Annotated in this window: 18 protein-coding genes; 13 read left to right on the top strand and 5 right to left on the bottom strand. The window is 70.8% G+C overall.

Going from position 1 to position 18,253, the window contains the following annotated elements:
- Nucleotides 1-60: 60 nt before the first annotated feature.
- The 4 genes from tsaB (at nucleotide 61) to QE359_RS02235 (ending at nucleotide 3,123) form a co-directional block, all read left to right on the top strand.
- Nucleotides 61-687, top strand: coding sequence for a tRNA (adenosine(37)-N6)-threonylcarbamoyltransferase complex dimerization subunit type 1 TsaB (tsaB, locus tag QE359_RS02250; protein ID WP_309777297.1), 627 nt, complete (start codon nucleotides 61-63; stop codon nucleotides 685-687).
- Nucleotides 684-1,235 carry a ribosomal protein S18-alanine N-acetyltransferase gene (gene rimI, locus QE359_RS02245; protein ID WP_309777295.1) on the top strand — a complete coding sequence of 184 codons (552 nt, stop codon included), beginning with the start codon at nucleotides 684-686 and terminating at the stop codon, nucleotides 1,233-1,235. The genes tsaB and rimI overlap by 4 nt, the downstream gene beginning before the upstream one ends.
- A complete protein-coding gene (gene tsaD, locus QE359_RS02240; protein ID WP_309777293.1) occupies nucleotides 1,228-2,277 on the top strand; it encodes a tRNA (adenosine(37)-N6)-threonylcarbamoyltransferase complex transferase subunit TsaD in 1,050 nt (349 codons plus the stop codon). The genes rimI and tsaD overlap by 8 nt, the downstream gene beginning before the upstream one ends.
- Nucleotides 2,278-2,400: 123 nt before the next feature.
- Nucleotides 2,401-3,123, top strand: a complete 723-nt coding sequence (locus QE359_RS02235; protein ID WP_309777292.1) for a DUF4190 domain-containing protein — start codon at nucleotides 2,401-2,403, stop codon at nucleotides 3,121-3,123.
- Between the two features lie 130 nt (nucleotides 3,124-3,253).
- Here the strand turns inward: QE359_RS02235 and QE359_RS02230 are convergent, their stop codons facing one another.
- Nucleotides 3,254-4,456: a THUMP-like domain-containing protein gene (locus QE359_RS02230; RefSeq protein WP_309777291.1), complete on the bottom strand. Its 1,203-nt coding sequence runs from the start codon at nucleotides 4,454-4,456 to the stop codon at nucleotides 3,254-3,256.
- Nucleotides 4,457-4,619: 163 nt separating this feature from the next.
- Here QE359_RS02230 and groES point away from each other — a divergent pair, with 163 nt between their 5' ends.
- Together groES and rarD are read left to right on the top strand one after the other, a co-directional pair.
- The gene (groES, locus tag QE359_RS02225; protein WP_017885484.1) at nucleotides 4,620-4,916 is read left to right on the top strand and encodes a co-chaperone GroES; all 297 of its coding nucleotides are present in this window, start codon (nucleotides 4,620-4,622) and stop codon (nucleotides 4,914-4,916) included.
- A 132-nt stretch (nucleotides 4,917-5,048) separates the two neighbouring features.
- Nucleotides 5,049-6,011 carry an EamA family transporter RarD gene (gene rarD, locus QE359_RS02220; RefSeq protein WP_309777277.1) on the top strand — a complete coding sequence of 321 codons (963 nt, stop codon included), beginning with the start codon at nucleotides 5,049-5,051 and terminating at the stop codon, nucleotides 6,009-6,011.
- A gap of 207 nt (nucleotides 6,012-6,218) precedes the next feature.
- On the opposite strand, the gene QE359_RS02215 is transcribed toward rarD, so the two are convergent.
- The 3 genes from QE359_RS02215 to guaB all read right to left on the bottom strand — a co-directional run bounded on the left by QE359_RS02215 (nucleotide 6,219) and on the right by guaB (nucleotide 9,751).
- Nucleotides 6,219-7,553 (bottom strand): ABC transporter substrate-binding protein, encoded by a 1,335-nt coding sequence (locus QE359_RS02215; protein ID WP_309777275.1) that lies wholly within the window; start codon nucleotides 7,551-7,553, stop codon nucleotides 6,219-6,221.
- Nucleotides 7,554-7,786: 233 nt separating this feature from the next.
- Nucleotides 7,787-8,170 carry a VOC family protein gene (locus QE359_RS02210; protein ID WP_309777274.1) on the bottom strand — a complete coding sequence of 128 codons (384 nt, stop codon included), beginning with the start codon at nucleotides 8,168-8,170 and terminating at the stop codon, nucleotides 7,787-7,789.
- Between the two features lie 78 nt (nucleotides 8,171-8,248).
- The gene (gene guaB / locus QE359_RS02205) at nucleotides 8,249-9,751 is read right to left on the bottom strand and encodes an IMP dehydrogenase (RefSeq protein ID WP_070417711.1); all 1,503 of its coding nucleotides are present in this window, start codon (nucleotides 9,749-9,751) and stop codon (nucleotides 8,249-8,251) included.
- A 355-nt stretch (nucleotides 9,752-10,106) separates the two neighbouring features.
- On the opposite strand from guaB, the gene QE359_RS02200 reads away from it, so the two are divergent.
- The 7 genes from QE359_RS02200 (at nucleotide 10,107) to QE359_RS02170 (ending at nucleotide 17,666) form a co-directional block, all read left to right on the top strand.
- The gene (locus QE359_RS02200) at nucleotides 10,107-11,459 is read left to right on the top strand and encodes a branched-chain amino acid ABC transporter permease (RefSeq protein ID WP_071294793.1); all 1,353 of its coding nucleotides are present in this window, start codon (nucleotides 10,107-10,109) and stop codon (nucleotides 11,457-11,459) included.
- 11 nt (nucleotides 11,460-11,470) lie between these two features.
- Nucleotides 11,471-12,457 carry a branched-chain amino acid ABC transporter permease gene (locus QE359_RS02195; RefSeq protein ID WP_070417713.1) on the top strand — a complete coding sequence of 329 codons (987 nt, stop codon included), beginning with the start codon at nucleotides 11,471-11,473 and terminating at the stop codon, nucleotides 12,455-12,457.
- Nucleotides 12,450-13,337, top strand: coding sequence for an ABC transporter ATP-binding protein (locus QE359_RS02190; RefSeq protein ID WP_070417714.1), 888 nt, complete (start codon nucleotides 12,450-12,452; stop codon nucleotides 13,335-13,337). Before QE359_RS02195 ends, QE359_RS02190 begins: the two co-directional genes overlap by 8 nt.
- Complete coding sequence (locus tag QE359_RS02185; protein ID WP_309777270.1) at nucleotides 13,334-14,155, top strand: ABC transporter ATP-binding protein; 822 nt, start codon at nucleotides 13,334-13,336, stop codon at nucleotides 14,153-14,155. The genes QE359_RS02190 and QE359_RS02185 overlap by 4 nt, the downstream gene beginning before the upstream one ends.
- A 187-nt stretch (nucleotides 14,156-14,342) precedes the next feature.
- The gene (locus tag QE359_RS02180; RefSeq protein WP_139199221.1) at nucleotides 14,343-14,528 is read left to right on the top strand and encodes a hypothetical protein; all 186 of its coding nucleotides are present in this window, start codon (nucleotides 14,343-14,345) and stop codon (nucleotides 14,526-14,528) included.
- Between the two features lie 66 nt (nucleotides 14,529-14,594).
- Nucleotides 14,595-15,716, top strand: a complete 1,122-nt coding sequence (locus QE359_RS02175; RefSeq protein WP_071294790.1) for a GuaB3 family IMP dehydrogenase-related protein — start codon at nucleotides 14,595-14,597, stop codon at nucleotides 15,714-15,716.
- 60 nt (nucleotides 15,717-15,776) lie between these two features.
- Complete coding sequence (locus QE359_RS02170; RefSeq protein ID WP_309777267.1) at nucleotides 15,777-17,666, top strand: glycerol-3-phosphate dehydrogenase/oxidase; 1,890 nt, start codon at nucleotides 15,777-15,779, stop codon at nucleotides 17,664-17,666.
- Between the two features lie 54 nt (nucleotides 17,667-17,720).
- On the opposite strand, the gene QE359_RS02165 is transcribed toward QE359_RS02170, so the two are convergent.
- Nucleotides 17,721-18,203 (bottom strand): hypothetical protein, encoded by a 483-nt coding sequence (locus tag QE359_RS02165; protein WP_309777265.1) that lies wholly within the window; start codon nucleotides 18,201-18,203, stop codon nucleotides 17,721-17,723.
- Nucleotides 18,204-18,253: the final 50 nt, after the last annotated feature.

Raw genomic sequence — 18,253 nt, 5'->3', positions numbered from 1 at the left:
CGCCACCAGAGCGGCGCTCGATCGGCATCGAGCAACCGCGCCGCCGCTTACGATGGGACCGTGCTGCTCGCGATCGACACCTCCGCCGGAACCTCGGTCGCCGTCGTCGACCCGGGCAGCGGGCAGGCCCTCGCGACCCGCAGCACCGAGGACAGTCGCCGCCACGCCGAGGTCATCGGCCCGTTCCTCGCCGAGGTCCTCGACGCAGCCGGCATAACCCCCGCCGACGTCTCGGGCGTCGTCGCCGGCATGGGGCCGGGGCCGTTCACCGGCCTCCGCGTCGGCATCGCCGCAGCCCGCACCTTCGCCGCTGCACGCGGCGTCCCCGTCCTCCCGCTGGTCAGCCACGACGCGGTCGCGGCCGACCAGGACGGACCCGGTCCGTTCGTCGTCCTGACGGACGCGCGTCGGCGCGAGGTCTACTGGAGCGCCTACGACCAGACCGGCACGCGCGTCGCGGGTCCCGGACTCGCCAAACCGGCGGACCTCGACGAGGCGATCCGCGCCTCCTGGCCCGACGCCGTGGGCTGGGACCGCGTGACGGCCCTGTCCATCCCGGCCTGGAGGCTCGGTGCGCTCGCCGCAGACCGGCTCACCTCCGGCGCGCCCTTCGCCGAGGACGCGCCTCTCTACCTCCGCGATCCGGACGTCACGATGCCGGGTGCGCCCAAGCGGGTGAAGCAGTGACGCTGCCCGACGGGCTGCGCCTGCGGCGCGCCCATCCGCAGGACCTCGACGACGTGATGTGGCTGGAGCACGCGTCGTTCCCGACCGATGCCTGGTCGGCGTCGCAGATGTCCGGCGAGCTGTACTCGCCGCACGGGTACTACGTCGTCGTCGAGACGACCGAGGGCGGGGCGCCGACGATCGTCGGGTACGCCGGGCTCTCCTCGCTGGCGGGCAACCCCGTGGCGGACGTCCAGACGATCGCGGTCGCGGCAGAGCAGCGGGGGAAGGGCATCGGTCGGGTGCTCTTCACAGAGCTCCTCGACGAGGCGCGGCGGCGTGGCGTGCACGAGGTCTTCCTCGAGGTACGCGCCGACAACCCCGTGGCCCAGGCGATGTACACGGCGTTCGGGTTCGAGCGGATCGCCGTCCGCCCCCGCTACTACCAGCCCGACGGTGTGGACGCGTGGGTGATGCGGGCGGAGCTCGCGACGACTCCCGACGTCGGCCCGTCGGGCGTCGGTCCGTCCGGCGTCGGCCCCATCGGACAGGAGGCCCTCGATGGCTGAACCACTCGTGCTCGGCATCGAGACGAGCTGCGACGAGACCGGTGTCGGGATCGTGCGTGGCACCACCCTGCTCGCGAACGTCATCGCGTCGAGCATGGAGGAGCACGCGCGGTACGGCGGCGTCGTCCCCGAGGTCGCCGCACGGGCCCACCTCGAGGCGATGACCCCGACGCTGACCGCCGCGCTCGAGCAGGCCGGCGTCACCCTCGACGAGCTCGACGCCGTGGCGGTGACCGCCGGGCCGGGCCTCGCGGGGGCGCTCATGGTCGGGGTCGGCGCCGCGAAGGCCCTCGCGGTGGCGACGGGCAAGCCGTTGTACGGCGTGAACCACCTGGTCGGGCACGTCGGCGCCGACGTCCTCCGGTCGGACGGGTCCGAGATCGACCTGCCGACGGTGGCGCTCCTGGTGTCCGGCGGGCACACGTCGCTGCTGCTCGTGCGAGACCTCGTCGGCGACGTGGAACTGCTCGGCGAGACGATCGACGACGCCGCGGGCGAGGCGTTCGACAAGGTCGCGCGGCTCCTGGGACTGCCGTACCCCGGCGGCCCGCAGATCGACAAGGCCGCGGCGGACGGCGACCCCACCGCGATCCGTTTCCCCCGCGGCTTGACGCTGCCGAAGGACATGGCCGCGCACCGCTACGACTTCTCGTTCTCCGGACTGAAGACCGCCGTCGCCCGGTGGGTCGAGCGCTGCCGTGACGAGGGGCGCGAGATCCCCGTGGCCGACGTCGCCGCCAGCTTCCGCGAAGCCGTGGTCGACGTGCTCCTGACGAAGGCGCTGCGCGCGTGCGCGGACACCGGCGTGCACCGGCTCCTGCTCGGCGGCGGCGTCGTGGCGAACGCCCGGCTGCGGGCCGTCGCCGAGGAGCGCTGTGCTGCGGCCGGTGTCGAGCTCCGGATCCCGCCGTTCGACCTCTGCACGGACAACGGGGCGATGATCGCGGCTATCGGCGCCCGACTCGTCGCCGAGGGGCACGCGCCGAGCGACCTCGGGATCGCGGCGGACTCGACGCTGCCGGTGACGACCGTCCAGGTCTGACGCTCGCGGGCCGACGCCGTTCCGCGTCCGGTCTGCGCCGTGCTCGCGTCCGGCCCGCAGGGGAGTGTCTGTGGGAGGATTCACATGAGGCGCCGACGACCGTGGCGCCGAGAGGGGTGGACGGTGTCCGATCAGAACCAGTGGCCGAAGCCGGGCGAGACGCCGGACAGCACCGCATCGTCGGTGCCGTCGAGTGCGGCCCAGCCCGACTCCGGGCAGCCGCAGCAGTACGGCGCGTCCGCTCCCGAGGCACCGGCGGCAGCGCCGAACGACCCGTGGGGGCAGTCCGGACAGCAGGCGCACCCGGGCTACGGCGCCCCGCAGGGTTCGAATCCCTACGCCGCGCCGCAGAACCCGTACGCAGCGCCGCAGCAGCCGCAGAACCCGTACGCCGCGCAGCAACCGCAGAACCCCTACGGCGCGCAGCAGCAGCAGAACCCCTACGCCGCGCCGCAGAATCCGTACGCGGCCCCCGGCCAGCAGAACCCGTACGCCGCCCCGGGCCAGCAGAACCCCTACGCGGCCACGGGCTACCAGCCCTACGCACAGCGCCCGAAGACCAACACACTGGCGATCCTGTCCATCGTGTTCGGCCTCGGGGCCATCCCGCTGTTCTTCATGGCGATCCTGCTCGGCCCCGCCGGCGCGATCCTCGGCCACCTCGCCCTCGGCCGCATCAAGCAGACCGGTGAGAGCGGGCGCGCCCTGGCGCTCACCGGTGTCATCGCCGGCTGGGTGATGACCGGTGTGTGGATCCTCTGGATCATCGGGCTGTTCGCGTTCGCCTCGATGGGGAGCTCGTACTCGAACTACGACGACTACGGGTCCGGCGCCTTCATCGGCTGACCGGGACCCCGGCGACCCGCTCGCACAACGAAAGTCACCCCGAACCACGGATCGCCGCGGTTCGGGGTGACTTTCGTTGTGCACAGCGCGAGCGCGGGCGCCCGCCCGGCGCGCGCCCCCGCCCCGCGGCCTAGCCGGCCACGTCCCCCAGCCGCTCGCACAGGATCGCGGTGTGCCGTCCCTCCAGGCGGGTGAGCACGAGCGTGACGCGCCCGCGTCCGCGCAACCGCAACCGCTTCCGGAACTGCGCCGGGTCCACGTCGACCCCGCGCTTCTTGATCTCGACGGTCCCGATGTCGTCCGCTGCGAGTCGCGCGGCGAGCTGCTTCACGTCGAGCGGCATCGTGTCGAGCACCCGGAAGCCCTGCGCGAACGGTGTCGTGACGGCCCGGTCCGAGGTGATGTACGCGATGCCGTCGGAGAGCATCCGGCCGTCGAGCGACCGGGCGAGGTCGCCGATGAGCCGCGCACGGATGACCGCCCCGTCGGGCTCGTACAGGTACGCGCCGAGCGCGCCGACCTCGACGTCCGCGGCGTCGGCGTCGCCCGTGAGCTCGGCGATCCCGTGCGCCCCGATGACGGTCGCGGCACGGCGGACACCGGGACGGGCGAGGGGGCCGAACCAGAGGGCGAGCTCGACGACCTCGCGGTCCACGGAGGTCCACTGCGCCTCGGCCGTGTCCGGGATGAGGTCGCGGTCGACGCCCGGCCCGAGCTTCACGCCCGTCGGGGTCGTCGTGGCGGCAGCGAACACGGTGTCGAGCGAGGGGGACCAGTCGTCCGGGTCGGCGAGGCGCTTCGTGTTCGCGTGGCCGGAGGTCCGGCGCGCCGGGTCCATCCAGACCCCGTCGACGCGGGACAGGTCGAACGAAGCGGCGTCGCCGAGCTCCACCCGGGCGGAGTCCCAGAGTGACAGGTTGTGCGTCGCGACGGCCGCGGTGACCTCGTCACGGTCGACCGCGGTGACCTCGAGGTCGAGCGCCGCCATCGCCATCGCGTCCCCGCCGATGCCGCACCCGAGGTCGGCGACCCGGATGAGCCCCGCGGCGGCGAAGCGTCCGGCGTGCTGGGCGGCGACCTGCAGACGGGTCGCCTGCTCGAGGCCGGCCTCGGTGAAGAGCATGCGGGAGGCGAAGTCCCCGAACTTCCCACGGGCCTTCTGCCGGAGCTTCGCCTGCGTCAGGACCGCCGCGACGAGGCCCGGATCGTGTCCTTCGGAGCGCAGTCGTGAGACGACCCGGACGATCTCACCACCGTCGGACACGGCCGGGGTACGGTCGAGCAGGGCCATCCCCTCGGGGGTCAGCAACTGGGCGAGATCGGCGGCTTCCACCCGACGATCCTCCCAGGTCGCCGAGAGCCCGGTCGGACGTTGGCACTCGGATTGACCGAGTGCCAACGACGCCCTAGAGTTGGGGCGGTTGGCACTCTCCTGTGCGTAGTGCCAACACGGTTTTCATCTGTACCGAGTCAGTACCGAGAAAGAAGAGGTCACCGTGGCCGTCAGCATCAAGCCGCTCGAGGATCGCATCGTCATCCGCCAGGTCGAGGCGGAGCAGACCACCGCTTCCGGTCTGGTCATCCCGGACACCGCGAAGGAGAAGCCCCAGGAGGGCGAGGTCGTCGCCGTGGGCCCGGGTCGTATCGACGACAACGGCAACCGCGTCCCGCTGGACGTCGCCGTGGGTGACAAGGTCATCTACTCGAAGTACGGCGGCACCGAGGTCAAGTACTCGGGCGAGGACCTCCTCGTCCTCTCGGCGCGTGATGTCCTCGCGGTCATCGTGCACTGAGTCCAGTACACATCGCGAACGCCCCGTTCGGCTCCGGCCGGGCGGGGCGTTCTCGCGTTCCGCGCCGGGTCGGCGGGTCCAGGAGGCGCGGCTCGACCCCGCGCCGTCGGTGCCCGTTCCTAGGATGGTTCCGTGAGTGAACCGTCCCCGGCGCGCCCGGCCCGCAGCGAGGCATCCGTCGGCGTCGTGCAGGCGATCATCGCGTACGGGCTGTGGGGACTCATGCCGCTGCTCTTCGCGGCGATGGCCCCCGCCGGCGCGTTCGAGATCGTCGCCTGGCGGATCGTCTTCGGGCTGGTGTTCTGCGCGATCGCGATCGCCGTCACCCGCTCCTGGCTCCGGACCCGCCCCCTGATGGCCCAGCGTCGGGTGATGCTCGTGATGGGCCTCGCGGCCGTGCTCATCCTGGTGAACTGGACCGTGTACGTCGCGGCGACGACCACGGGCCACACGGTCGAGGCGGCGCTCGGGTACTTCATCAACCCGCTCGTGACGATCGCGCTCGGTGTCGTGGTGCTCCGCGAACGCCTGCGTCCGCTGCAGTGGACCGCCGTCGGCATCAGCATCGTGGCCGTCGTCGTGATCGCGGTGGGCTACGGACAGATGCCGTGGATCTCCCTCGTACTGGCGTTCTCGTTCGGCCTGTACGGGCTCGTGAAGAAGCGGGTCGGTGGAACGGTGGACGCCCTGAGCGGCCTGACGATCGAGACCGTGTGGCTGCTGCCGATCGCCGTGGTCGCCCTCGTGGTGCTCGGCGCGACCGGCCTCGGCGGCGGGGTGACGTTCACGAGCGAGGGCTGGGTGCACGTCCTCGTGACGGTGCTGACCGGGCCCGCGACGGCCGTGCCGCTGCTGCTGTTCGCGTCGTCCGCCCGCCGGGTGAGCCTGTCCACGCTCGGGCTGACGCAGTACCTCGCGCCGGTGATGCAGCTGCTCGTCGGGGTGGTCGTGCAGCACGAGCCGATGTCGGGTGCCCGGTGGTTCGGCTTCGGGATCGTGTGGCTCGCCCTGGTCATCCTGACGGCCGACTCGTTCCTGGCCGCTCGGGCATCGCGGCGCCGGGCGGTGGCGCCCACCGCGGCCGAGCCGGTCTGACGGGGCCGAGCCGCGCCTCCAGGGCCCGTGTCCTGTCCGCCTGCCTGCCCGCCCGTCGGGCCCCGAGTCTCGGCCCGGCGGACAGTTTCGCGCCGTGTCCGCCACGGAACTGTCCGCGCAGCCGAGTCTCGGCCCGCCGCCGCCGTCACCGCACGCGACAGCGCCCCGCGGCCGGGCCGCGAGGCGCTGTCGATCTGGTGCTGCCGACTACTTCTTGACCGAGCCCTGGATCGCGCTCTGGTAGACGGGCTTGTTGTCGCCGTCGAACTTGTAGATGCCGATGTAGGCGCTCGACGGGTCGTTGTTGTCGTCGAACGGACCGATGCCCGACGGACCCGTGTAGTGGATGTCCTCACCCTTGTCGAGCAGGGCGACGCAGTCCTTGAACGTCGAGCACTCCGTGCCGCCGTCGGCACCGGACACCGCGGCCATGTTGGCCTGGATGGTGCCGGAGTCCGTGCCCTTGCCCTTCACCGCGGCCAGGGCGGCGAGGACGGTGGCGTCGTACGACTCGGCCGCGTACGAGTAGTCGGCGAGGTCCTTGCCCGACGACTTCTTGTAGAAGTCGCTGAGCTGCTTCTTGAACTCGTCCTTGGGCGAGGCGCCGGGGATGGTGCCCTGCGCACCGGTGAGCGTGCCCTTGTCGAAGTCCTTCGAGTAGTCGGCGGTGTTGCCGTCGGACATGTAGATCTTCGACATGTCGGCGTCCTGCGACTTCAGCTCCGGGATGATCGACTTCGTCTCGTCGAAGGCCAGGACGACGATGGCGTCCGGCTTCGTGGCGAGCGCCGCGGTCACCTCGGAGGAGAAGGTCGTCTGGCCGGGCGGGAACTCCTGGCCCTTGCCCTTGCCGCCGTAGACGACGGATCCGCCCGAGTCCTCGATCGCCTTCTGCACGGTGTTGCGGAGGCCGGTGCCGTAGGTGTCGTTGAAGACGAGGAACGCGACCTTGGCGTTGCCGTCACCCGTGACGAGCTGGCCGAGCGCCGAACCCTGCACCGAGTCCGGCGGAGCGGTCCGGTAGTAGTACGACGAGTAGCCGGACAGGTCCGAGGCGGTGTTCGCGGGGGAGATCTCCACGATGCAGTTGCTCGTGAGCTGGTCGATGACGTTGAGCGTGACGCTGGAGGACTCGGCGCCGATCGCGACCGGGACCTTCGCGTTCACGAGCTTCGTCGCCGCCGAGCTCGACACCGTCATGTCGTTGCTGTCACCGGAGTCGGTGGCGGGGTCGATGGTGACGTCCTTGTCGAGCACACCGCCCGCCGCGTTGATGTCCTGCACCGCGAGTCCCACACCGGACTCCGCGGGCGGGTTCAGGTAGGCGAGCGAACCGGTGAGCGGGAGGATCGTGCCGATCTTCAGCGCGTCGGTGCCCGGGGTGTCGGGGGCCTTGCAGCTCGCGGCGGGGTCCTTCTTCGCGCCTCCCGACGCGGAGGAGGACGGTGAGGTGCCGCCGCTGGTGGTGGAACAGGCGGCGAGGAGGAGCGCCGCCGCTCCTGCCACTGCCAGTGCCGTGGTGGCACGGGTGGTTCTGATCATCCGTGGAGCCCTTTCTCTGCGCGGAACCTCAGGTCCCGCTGGGGATGTGAGAGAACGTAGGGTCACGGTGTTTCAGCCGCGTGACGGGGCGGTACGCAAAGTGTTTCGTTACCCAGCCGTGACGCGGGGTCTGCGGAAACCCGCGGGTCTCGAGCTGACCGCCCGGGCGCGGTCGACCGGACCCGCGCAGACCGGACACGAACGTCGGCTACCCGGGTGGGGGCTGGCCTGGGTCAGGCGTCGAGCTCGGCCTGGGACCGGAGGACGCAGAACTCGTTCCCCTCGGGGTCGGCGAACACCACCCAGCCGCCGGTCGCCGTGCGTCGGTCGGCCAGTTCGAGCGCACCGATGCCCCGCAGCCGGACGACTTCTTCGTCGCGGGTCCGGTCGGTCGGCCGCAGGTCGAAGTGGATGCGGTTCTTCACGGCCTTCGCTTCCGGCACCTGGATGAAGAGCACGTGGTGCGACCCGTCGGGAGCGACGATGATGCACTCCTCGTGCCCGGGCGCGTTCGGGTCGTCGGCGACGTCGACGTAGCCGAGGACCTGCTTCCACCACTCGGAGAGCGTGTAGGCGTCACGGCAGTCGATCGAGGTGTGGGACACGGCGCTGACCATGCCGCGACCCTACTGCCGGCCGACGACGAACGCCCCCGCTCCGTCCGGGAGCAGGGGCGTTCGAGGGTGCTGGTCGGGTCAGCGGCTGTAGTTCGGCGCCTCGACGACCATCTGCACGTCGTGCGGGTGCGACTCCTTGAGCCCGGCCGGGGTGATCCGGACGAACTTGCCGCGGGCCTTGAGCTCCGGGACGGTCCGGCCGCCGACGTAGAACATCGACTGCCGCAGGCCGCCGACGAGCTGGTAGACGACGTTCGCCACCGAGCCGCGGTACGGGACCTGGCCCTCGATGCCCTCCGGCACGAGCTTGTCGTCCGAGGGGACGTCCGCCTGGAAGTAGCGGTCCTTCGAGTACGAGGTCTTCTTGCCACGGGTCTGCAGGGCGCCGAGGGAGCCCATCCCGCGGTAGGCCTTGAACTGCTTGCCGTTGACGAACACCAGGTCACCGGGCGACTCGTCGGTACCGGCGAGGAGCGAGCCGAGCATCACGGTGTCGGCACCGGCCACGAGGGCCTTCGCGATGTCGCCCGAGTACTGCAGCCCGCCGTCGGCGATGACCGGCACGCCGGCCTCACGCGCGGCGAGGGAGGCCTCGTACACGGCGGTGACCTGCGGGACGCCGACACCCGCGACGACGCGCGTCGTGCAGATCGATCCCGGTCCGACGCCGACCTTGACGGCGTCGACACCCGCGTCGATGAGCGCCTGGGCGCCCTCGCGCGTGGCTGCCTGCCCGCCGATGACGTCCACCGCGGCGAACGCCGGGTCGGCCTTGAGTCGACGGACCATGTCGAGCACGCCGGCGCTGTGGCCGTTGGCGGTGTCGACGACAAGGACGTCCACGCCGGCCTCGCGCAGCGCGGTCGCGCGCTCCCAGGCGTCGCCGAAGAAGCCGATCGCGGCACCGACGCGCAGGCGTCCGGCGTCGTCCTTCGTGGCGTCCGGGTACTTCTCGCTCTTGTCGAAGTCCTTGACGGTGATGAGACCGCGGAGCTTGCCGTCCTCGTCGACGAGGGGGAGCTTCTCGATCTTGTGCTCGGCGAAGATCGCGACGGCGTCGTCCGGGTCGATGCCGACCGGGGCCGTGATGAGCGGGGCCTTCGTCATGACGTCGCGCACGAGCGTGGTCTGCTGCTCGAACGGCGCCACGAACCGCATGTCGCGGTTGGTGATGATGCCGACGAGGGTGCCGTCACCCTCGACCACCGGCAGGCCGGAGACGCGGAACTGTCCGCAGAGCGCGTCGACCTCGGCCACGGTGGCGTCCGGGCTGGTGGTCACCGGGTTGGTGATCATGCCCGACTCGCTGCGCTTGACCTTGTCGACCGCGGCCGCCTGGTCGGCGATCGACATGTTGCGGTGCAGGATCCCGATGCCGCCCTGTCGGGCCATGGCGATCGCCATGCGGGCCTCGGTCACGGTGTCCATCGCCGCGGAGAGCAGCGGGACGTTGACCGTGATGCGCTTGGTGAGCCGGGACGCGGTCGACGCCTCGCTCGGGATGACGTCGGTGTACCCCGGCAGGAGCATGACGTCGTCGTACGTGAGTCCGATGAATCCGAACGGATCCGGCTGGTCCATGGGTCCCCTTCGTGGGCGAGGTGAAGTGGTCGAGACACCGGGAACGCTGCGGCGGGTTCCGGATAGACCATGGTAACGCGCAGGCGCTCTTCCGCATTCCGCCCTGTGGACACCCGTGGGCGGCCAGGAGGCGCGGTGCGGCCCCGTCCCGGGACCTCCGTCCGCCCTTCCTCCACAACGTCACAGTTGCGGCACGAATCACACAGGGAACGTGATGGAAACACGGGTGTCACACAATCCCCCTAGCGTCCTCGTCATCCGAACGAGAGGCTCTTCCGTGGGATCCATCACTCCGCCGGGACCTGCACTGCTGCGCAGGTTCCGCCTCCGCCCTGGACGAAAGCGACCGGTCATCATGGCCGTCCTCGTGCTCGCGTTCCTGGCGACCTTCCTGATCGACTGGGCGGTGACGCTGCCGGCGATCGGCGCCACCTCGGCCCCGACCGCGAGCGCATCGGCGTCCGCGAGCACCGCACCCGCCAGCACCCAGCCGTGCACGGTCAGCCCGACGAACGGCTGCATCCAGGGCACGATCACCGACTCGGACCGCGAACCGGTCCCGGGCGTCGACGTCGACGTCGCCGGGCCGGGTGGCTTCGCGCAGACCGCGACGACGTCCGACGCCGGGCGCTGGTCGGTGAGCGTGACCGAGGCGGGCAGCTACACCGTGAGCGTCGACCAGGACACGCTGCCCAAGGGCCAGTACCTGACGAACGCGGCGGACGCGAAGCGCACCGTGTCGGCGAGCCTCAACGCGAACGTCGGGCAGATCTTCCAGCTGTCCGACCAGCAGGGCGTCGTCACGAACGACGACGCGACGAGCGTCACGCCCCAGCGCGCCTGGCAGCAGTTCGCGTCCGGCATCCGGCTCGGGCTCCTCATCGCGCTGGCGTCGGTGGGCCTCTCGCTCATCTACGGCACGACCGGCCTGTCGAGCTTCTCGCACGGTGAGCAGGTCACCCTCGGCGGGTTGCTCGCCTACCTCTTCGCGAACCAGCTCGGGTGGAACATCTGGCTGACGGGGGTGGTGGTCACGCTGCTGTGCGCGGCGACCGGGTACCTGCAGGACGCCGGCATCTGGCGGCCGTTGCGGCGCAAGCGCATCAGCCTGACGCAGCTCATGATCGTGACGATCGGGTTGTCGATCGCCGCGCAGTACGCGTTCCAGTACTTCTTCGGCGCCTCGACCGTCCGCATCCAGCAGGGCAACCCCGAGACGGTCCGCTTCGCCGGGGTCACGCTCACGGTGCAGTCGTACGTGGCGATGGGCATCGCGCTCGTCGTCCTCGTCGCGACCGGTCTGTTCCTCGCGAAGACGCGCTTCGGCCGTGCGACCCGCGCGGTGTCGGACAACCCGGCACTGGCCAGCGCGTCCGGCATCGACGTCGACCGGGTCATCCGGTTCGTGTGGACGCTCGCCGCCGGCCTCGCGGGGCTCTCCGGCGTCATGCTCGGCCTCGTGCTCAACGGCGTGAACTGGCAGACCGGCCTGCAGCTGCTGCTGCTCATGTTCGCCTCGGTCACGCTCGGTGGCCTCGGGACCGCCTACGGCGCACTCGTCGGCTCGATGATCATCGGCGTCGTCGTGGAGCTCACGAACCTCGTGCTGCCCGGTGACTTCAAGTACGCCACCGCCCTCGTGATCCTCATCCTCATCCTGCTGTTCCGGCCGCAGGGCATCTTCGGCCGCGCCGAGCGGATCGGCTAAGGAGCGCCGCCATGGACTACATCCTCAACCTGCTGTCCTCCCTCACGCAGGAGGCACTCGCCCCGACCACGGCGGCGTTCGCGCTCGCCGCGATCGGCCTCAACGTCCACTTCGGACTCACCGGCCTGGTGAACATGGGCCAGGCGGCGTTCCTGCTGCTCGGCGCCTACGGCTTCGCGATCTCGATCACCAACGGGCTGCCGTTCGTGATGGCCGTCCTGGTCGCGTTGCTCGTGTCGATCGTGTTCGCGATCATCCTCGGCATCCCGACCCTGCGGCTCCGCGGCGACTACCTCGCGATCGTGACGATCTCCGGCGCCGAGATCATCCGCATGGTGGGACGGTCGAGCCTGCTCACCACGACGACCGGCGGCTCGAACGGCATCACCGGGTCGAGCTACCGCGACCCGTTCAACGCCCTCAGCCCGCTCCCCGACGGCACCACCACGATCCTGTGGTTCACGTACTCGAACAACGGCGTCAACGGCTGGTGGATCCGGATCGCGGCGTGGGGGCTCGTCGCCCTGTTCACGCTCGTGCTGTTCCTGCTCATGCGGAGCCCGTGGGGTCGTGTCGTGAAGGCCATCCGCGAGGACGAGGACGCCGTCCGCTCCCTCGGCAAGAACGTCTACTCGTACAAGATGCAGGCGCTCGTGTTCGGCGGTGCGCTCGGGGCCCTGGCCGGGATCATCTACGTCCTGCCGAGTTCGGTGCAACCGGACGCGATGGGCCGCTCGATGACGTTCTTCATCTGGACGGCGCTCATCCTCGGCGGTGCGGCGACGGTGTTCGGACCGGTGCTCGGCGCCGTGCTCTTCTTCGTCGTCCGACTCGCGATCCGCACCCTCGCCGGTGACTTCATCCCGAACTCGATCATGAACGCGCAGCAGGCCGAGCAGTTCTCCTACGTGCTCGTCGGCGTCGCGCTCATGCTCCTCATCGTGTTCCGTCCACAGGGCCTCCTGGGCAACAAGAAGGAGTTGACGTTCAGTGTCTGAGTCGTACGCCCACCCCAAGAACGACCCGATCCTGGTCGTCGACGACGTCACCCGTCGCTTCGGCGGCATGACCGCGGTCGACGTCGACCACCTCGAGGTCCAGCGCGGCTCGATCACCGCCCTCATCGGCCCGAACGGCGCCGGCAAGACGACGTTCTTCAACCTGCTCACCGGGTTCGACAAGCCGAGCCCCGGCGCGACGACCCGGTTCGACGGCAACACCCTGCAGAAGACCAGCGCCACCCACATCGCGAACAAGGGCATGGTCCGCACGTTCCAGCTCACGAAGGCGCTCAGCCGCCTCACCGTGATGCAGAACATGCTCCTCGGCGCCCGCGACCAGCCCGGCGAGAACTTCTTCGTCGGCCTCGTCCCGGCGCTCTGGCGGAAGCGGGAGCGCGAGATCACGGCGAAGGCCGAGGACCTCCTCGCCCGCTTCAAGCTCGACACGAAGGCCGACGACTACGCGGGGTCGCTGTCCGGCGGGCAGCGCAAGCTCCTCGAGATGGCCCGGGCGCTCATGTCCGACCCGACGATGATCATGCTCGACGAGCCGATGGCCGGCGTGAACCCGGCGCTGACCCAGTCGCTGCTCGGGCACATCCAGTCCCTGCGCGACGACGGCATGACCGTGCTCTTCGTCGAGCACGACATGCACATGGTCCGGCACATCTCCGACTGGGTCGTCGTGATGGCCGAGGGCAAGGTCGTCGCCGAGGGCCCGGCCGACACGGTGATGGACGACCGTGCGGTCATCGACGCGTACCTCGGTGCGCACCACGACACCGACCTCGGTGACGACTCGCTCCTCAACGAGGAGACCTACGAGGAACTCGCCGAGGAAGTAGCGGAAGAAGACGAGCAGGAGGCGACCCGATGACCGACGCAAGCGAGCCCACGAACGCGAGCAGCGCCTCCAGTCCGTCGCCGGCGACCGCCGCCCCGGCGGCCACGCTGGAACGCGAGCCCGTGCTCAGCGCGAAGAACCTCGTCGCCGGCTACCTGCCGGGGGTGAACATCCTGAACGGCTGCGACCTCGACTGCTACCCGGGCGAGCTCATCGGCATCATCGGCCCGAACGGCGCCGGCAAGTCGACGCTCCTCAAGGCCCTGTTCGGCCTCGTTTCCATCCGCGAGGGCTCCGTCACCCTGCAGGGCGAGGACATCACCAACCTCAAGGCGAACAAGCTCGTGCAGGCCGGCGTGGGCTTCGTCCCGCAGACGAACAACGTCTTCCCCTCGCTCTCGATCGAGGAGAACCTGCAGATGGGCCTGTACCTGCGGCCCCGGAAGTTCGCCGAGCGGCTCGAGGTCATCTACGACCTGTTCCCCGTCCTGGGCCAGCGGAAGGGCCAGCGCGCCGGATCGCTGTCCGGCGGTGAGCGGCAGTCCGTCGCGATGGCCCGGGCGCTCATGATGGACCCGAAGGTGCTGCTGCTCGACGAACCCTCCGCGGGGCTGTCGCCCGTGCGCCAGGACGAGACGTTCATCCGCACCCGCCGGATCAACAAGGCCGGTGTGTCGATCGTCATGGTGGAGCAGAACGCGCGACGCTGTCTGCAGATCTGCGATCGTGGGTACGTGCTCGACCAGGGGAGGAACGCGTACTCGGGCACCGGGAAGGAGCTCGCCGACGACCCGAAGGTCATCGAGCTGTACCTGGGGACGCTCGCCAAGGACGTCGACTCCGCGCGCTGAGCGAGCGGTGTCGACCGTGGGTGCCGCTGTGGGGGCGGTACCCGCACCGAGTGGGGTCGTGCGTGGACGCTCAGCGCCGCACGGCCCCGCTCCTCATGCGGACCGGTGCGCGGCCCACGTCGCGGGGACGGCGCGTCGCCGGCCAGGAGGCGCGACCCGCCTCCGCCGGGTCGCTATCGTCGGTCGCGTGCGGACTCCCGGCCCCCTCGTGCTCGACGCCCTCGTGTGGCTGGTGTTCGCCGTGCTCTTCGTCGGGGCGGCGCTGCTCGTGAAGGTCGCCGCGGCGCTGGTCGGCGTGCTGGTGGTGCTGGCGCTGCTGCTCGGGCTCGTCCTGCGGACGCTCCGCAGGCGCCGCGCACGCCGGACGCGCTGACCTCCGCCGCGCGCCCTGCCCGTCGCGCCCGTGTCACCCGGGGGACACGACCGCTAGGCTTGCCGGGTGAGTGAAGTCGAGATCGGTGCTGGCAAGCGCGGACGTCGGGCGTACGCGTTCGACGACATCGCGGTGGTCCCCTCGCGGCGCACGCGTGACCCGCGTGACGTGAGCGTGCAGTGGTCGATCGACGCGTTCACGTTCGAGTCGCCGATCCTCTCGGCCCCGATGGACTCCGTCGCCTCGCCCGCGACGGTCATCCAGATGGGCCGGCTCGGCATGCTCGGCGTCCTCGACCTCGAGGGCCTCTGGACCCGCTACGAGGACCCGACGCCCTACTTCGACGAGATCAAGGCGCTCACCGACGGCAACGTCACGAAGCGCATGCAGGAGATCTACTCCGAGCCGGTCAAGGCCGAGCTGATCACCGCGCGCCTGGCCGAGATCCGCGCCGCCGGTGTCCCCGTCGCCGGGTCGCTCAGCCCCCAGCGCACGCAGGAGTTCTCGCAGACCGTCGTCGACGCCGGTGTCGACCTGTTCGTCATCCGCGGCACGACGGTCTCGGCCGAGCACGTCTCGCAGAACACCGAGCCGCTCAACCTCAAGAAGTTCATCTACGAGCTCGACGTCCCGGTGATCGTGGGCGGCGCCTCGACCTACACGGCGGCCCTGCACCTCATGCGTACCGGTGCCGCTGGTGTGCTCGTCGGCTTCGGCGGCGGCGCGGCATCGACCACGCGGGCCGCCCTCGGCATCCACGCCCCGATGGCCACGGCCGTCGCGGACATCGCCGGCGCTCGCCGTGACTACATGGACGAGTCCGGTGGCCGCTACGTGCACGTCATCGCCGACGGCGGGCTCGACACCGCCGGCGACGTCGTCAAGGCCATCGCGATGGGCGCCGACGCCGTGATGCTCGGCACCGCACTGGCCCGCGCGACCGAGGCCCCCGGCGGTGGGTTCCACTGGGGTGCCGAGGCGCACCACCCGGAGCTGCCGCGCGGCCGCCGGGTCGAGGTCGGCACGATCGCCCCGCTCGAGAACGTCCTGAACGGCCCCACCCCGACGTGGGACGGCCGCGCGAACATCGTCGGCGCCCTGCGTCGATCGATGGCCACGACCGGATACTCCGACGTCAAGGAGTTCCAGCGAGTAGAAGTGGTCGTGGCGCCGTACCACCGGAACTGACGGTGGCACCCGCACTCCGGCGCGGGTGACGCCCGGCGTCACCGTGACACGGAGGCGACGATGGCGAAGACCAGCACGAGCACGTCCAGCGCGACCCGGCCCGCCCGGCCCGAGACCGCCGCCCCGGGGGTGGGGTTCGACCCGTCGGTGAAGCTCGGTCCCGACGAACGCGCGGCCGCCATCGAGACCCTGAAGACCAAGGAGCTCGACGTCCTGGTCGTCGGCGGTGGCATCGTCGGTGGCGGCAGCGCACTCGACGCCGTCACCCGTGGCCTCAGCGTCGGCATCGTCGAAGCCCGCGACTGGGGCTCGGGGACCTCGAGCCGGTCGTCGAAGCTCGTCCACGGCGGCATCCGCTACCTCGAGCAGCTGAACTTCGCGCTCGTCCGCGAGGCACTGATCGAACGCGGCCTCCTGCTGCAGCGCATCGCCCCGCACCTCGTGAAGCCCGTCCGCTTCCTCTACCCGCTCAACCACCGCGTGTGGGAGCGCTTCTACATCGGCATCGGCATGGCGATGTACGACGTCTTCAGCTGGTCCGGTGGTCGGCCGCCGGGGGTCCCGCACCACCGGCACCTCAGCCGGACCCAGGTCCTCAAGAACATGCCCGGCCTCAAGAAGGACGCCTTCGTCGGCGGCATGACGTACTACGACGCCCAGGTCGACGACGCGCGCTACGTGGCCTCGCTCGTCCGCACCGCTGCGTCGTACGGGGCACACGCCGCGAGCCGCGTCCGCATCGAGGGCTTCATCAAGGTCGGGGAGCGGGTCGTGGGCGCGCACGCGCACGACATCCAGACGGGCGAGAAGTTCGACATCCGGGCGAAGCAGGTCGTCAACGCGACGGGCGTCTGGACCGACGACACCCAGGCGATGGTCGGGACCCGTGGGCAGTTCAAGGTGCGGGCGTCGAAGGGCGTGCACCTGGTCATCCCGCGCGACCGCTTCCAGTCGAACACGGGCATGATCCTCCGCACCGAGAAGAGCGTGCTCTTCGTGATCCCGTGGGGCCGGCACTGGCTGGTCGGCACGACGGACACCGACTGGTACCTCGACAAGGCGCACCCGGCGGCGACCGCGGCGGACATCGACTACATCCTCGAGCACGTGAACAAGGTCCTCGCGGTCCCGCTCACGCGTGAGGACGTCGAGGGCGTGTACGCCGGACTCCGGCCGCTGCTCGCGGGGGAGTCCGACCAGACGTCGAAGCTCAGCCGCGAGCACGTCGTCGCGCACACGGTCCCCGGGCTCGTGGTCGTCGCCGGCGGCAAGTGGACCACGTACCGCGTGATGGGCAAGGACGCCATCGACGAGGCCGTCGCGGCGATGGACGGGAAGATCCCGGGCTCGACGACCGAGGACATCCCACTGCTCGGTGCCGAGGGCTACCCGGCCGCCTGGAACCGACGCGGCCGCACCGCGCGGAGCTTCGGCGTGCACAAGGTCCGCATCGAGCACCTGCTGAACCGCTACGGCACGCTCGCGACCGAGGTGCTCCGGCTCGTGAAGCAGGACCCGTCCCTCGCCGAGCCGCTCCCCGGTGCCGACGACTACATCGGCGCCGAGGTCGTCTACGCGGCCTCGCACGAGGGCGCCCTGCACCTCGAGGACGTCCTCGCCCGCCGGACCCGCATCTCGATCGAGGCGTGGGACCGCGGTGAGTCGGCGGCCCCCGTCGCCGCGAAGCTCATGGCGGACGTGCTCGGCTGGGACCAGGAGACCACCGAGAACGAGGTGTCGAACTACCTCAAGCGCGTCGCCGCGGAACGCGAGTCGCAGCTGCAGCCCGACGACGCCTCGGCGGACCGCGTGCGGCTCGAGGCGCCGGACATCGCGTTCGGCTTCGACGAGGACGACGTGGTGGTCGGCGGTGGCCGGTCGAGCGGCGCGGAGGGCGCCAAGGCCTCCGACGAGCAGGTGGTCGGCGAGAAGACGAGCGAGCCCGAGTAGGACGCGCCCCGTGCCTCCTGGCTCTCGACTGCCTGGAGGCGCGGGTCGGCTCCGTCAGGCAGCGCGCGACCGGTGCGTGGTCCGGCGGACACTGACCGCCTGGCCGATCACGAGGACGAACGGGACCGCGGCCAGCGCGATCGCGCTGGTGATGAGGAGGACACCGGCCGAGGCGGTGTGCGCTCCACCGCCGACGCCGTACGCGTCGGCGACGTCCATGCCGAGCCAGAAGCCGCTCCACCAGGTCATCGGACCGCCGAGCGCGACCACCCCGAGCAGGACCGCGGCGGTGACGTACGGCCGTGCACGGGTGACGACGAGCGAGGTGCCGAGGCCGATCGCCAGGGCGACGCCGACGACGGCGATCCCGACGACGACGGCGATGTCGGTGCCGACCGCGAAGCCCTGGCGCTCGAGTTCCGCGTGGATCGCGCCGAGCGTGGCGCCCGGCACCGCGGCGAGCGGATCGAGCACGAGTGCCTGGACGGCGAGCAGTGCGGCGTAGAGTGCCGCCACCGCGATCCCGGTGCCGGCCATCCAGCCGGTTGGTCCTGTCCTGCTCGTCCACAGCGTTCCCCCTGTCGTCC

Source organism: Curtobacterium sp. SORGH_AS_0776 (assembly GCF_031453355.1).
Taxonomy (GTDB): Bacteria; Actinomycetota; Actinomycetes; order Actinomycetales; family Microbacteriaceae; genus Curtobacterium.
This window is presented reverse-complemented; position numbering and strand designations above follow the sequence as displayed.

Coding starts and splice junctions, on each gene's coding strand:
- tsaD (WP_309777293.1), top strand. CDS start 1,228: ATGGCTGAACCACTCGTGCTCGGCATCGAGACGAGCTGCGACGAGACC.
- QE359_RS02215 (WP_309777275.1), bottom strand. CDS start 7,553: ATGATCAGAACCACCCGTGCCACCACGGCACTGGCAGTGGCAGGAGCG.
- QE359_RS02210 (WP_309777274.1), bottom strand. CDS start 8,170: ATGGTCAGCGCCGTGTCCCACACCTCGATCGACTGCCGTGACGCCTAC.
- guaB (WP_070417711.1), bottom strand. CDS start 9,751: ATGGACCAGCCGGATCCGTTCGGATTCATCGGACTCACGTACGACGAC.
- QE359_RS02200 (WP_071294793.1), top strand. CDS start 10,107: ATGGCCGTCCTCGTGCTCGCGTTCCTGGCGACCTTCCTGATCGACTGG.
- QE359_RS02195 (WP_070417713.1), top strand. CDS start 11,471: ATGGACTACATCCTCAACCTGCTGTCCTCCCTCACGCAGGAGGCACTC.
- QE359_RS02185 (WP_309777270.1), top strand. CDS start 13,334: ATGACCGACGCAAGCGAGCCCACGAACGCGAGCAGCGCCTCCAGTCCG.
- QE359_RS02170 (WP_309777267.1), top strand. CDS start 15,777: ATGGCGAAGACCAGCACGAGCACGTCCAGCGCGACCCGGCCCGCCCGG.
- QE359_RS02165 (WP_309777265.1), bottom strand. CDS start 18,203: ATGGCCGGCACCGGGATCGCGGTGGCGGCACTCTACGCCGCACTGCTC.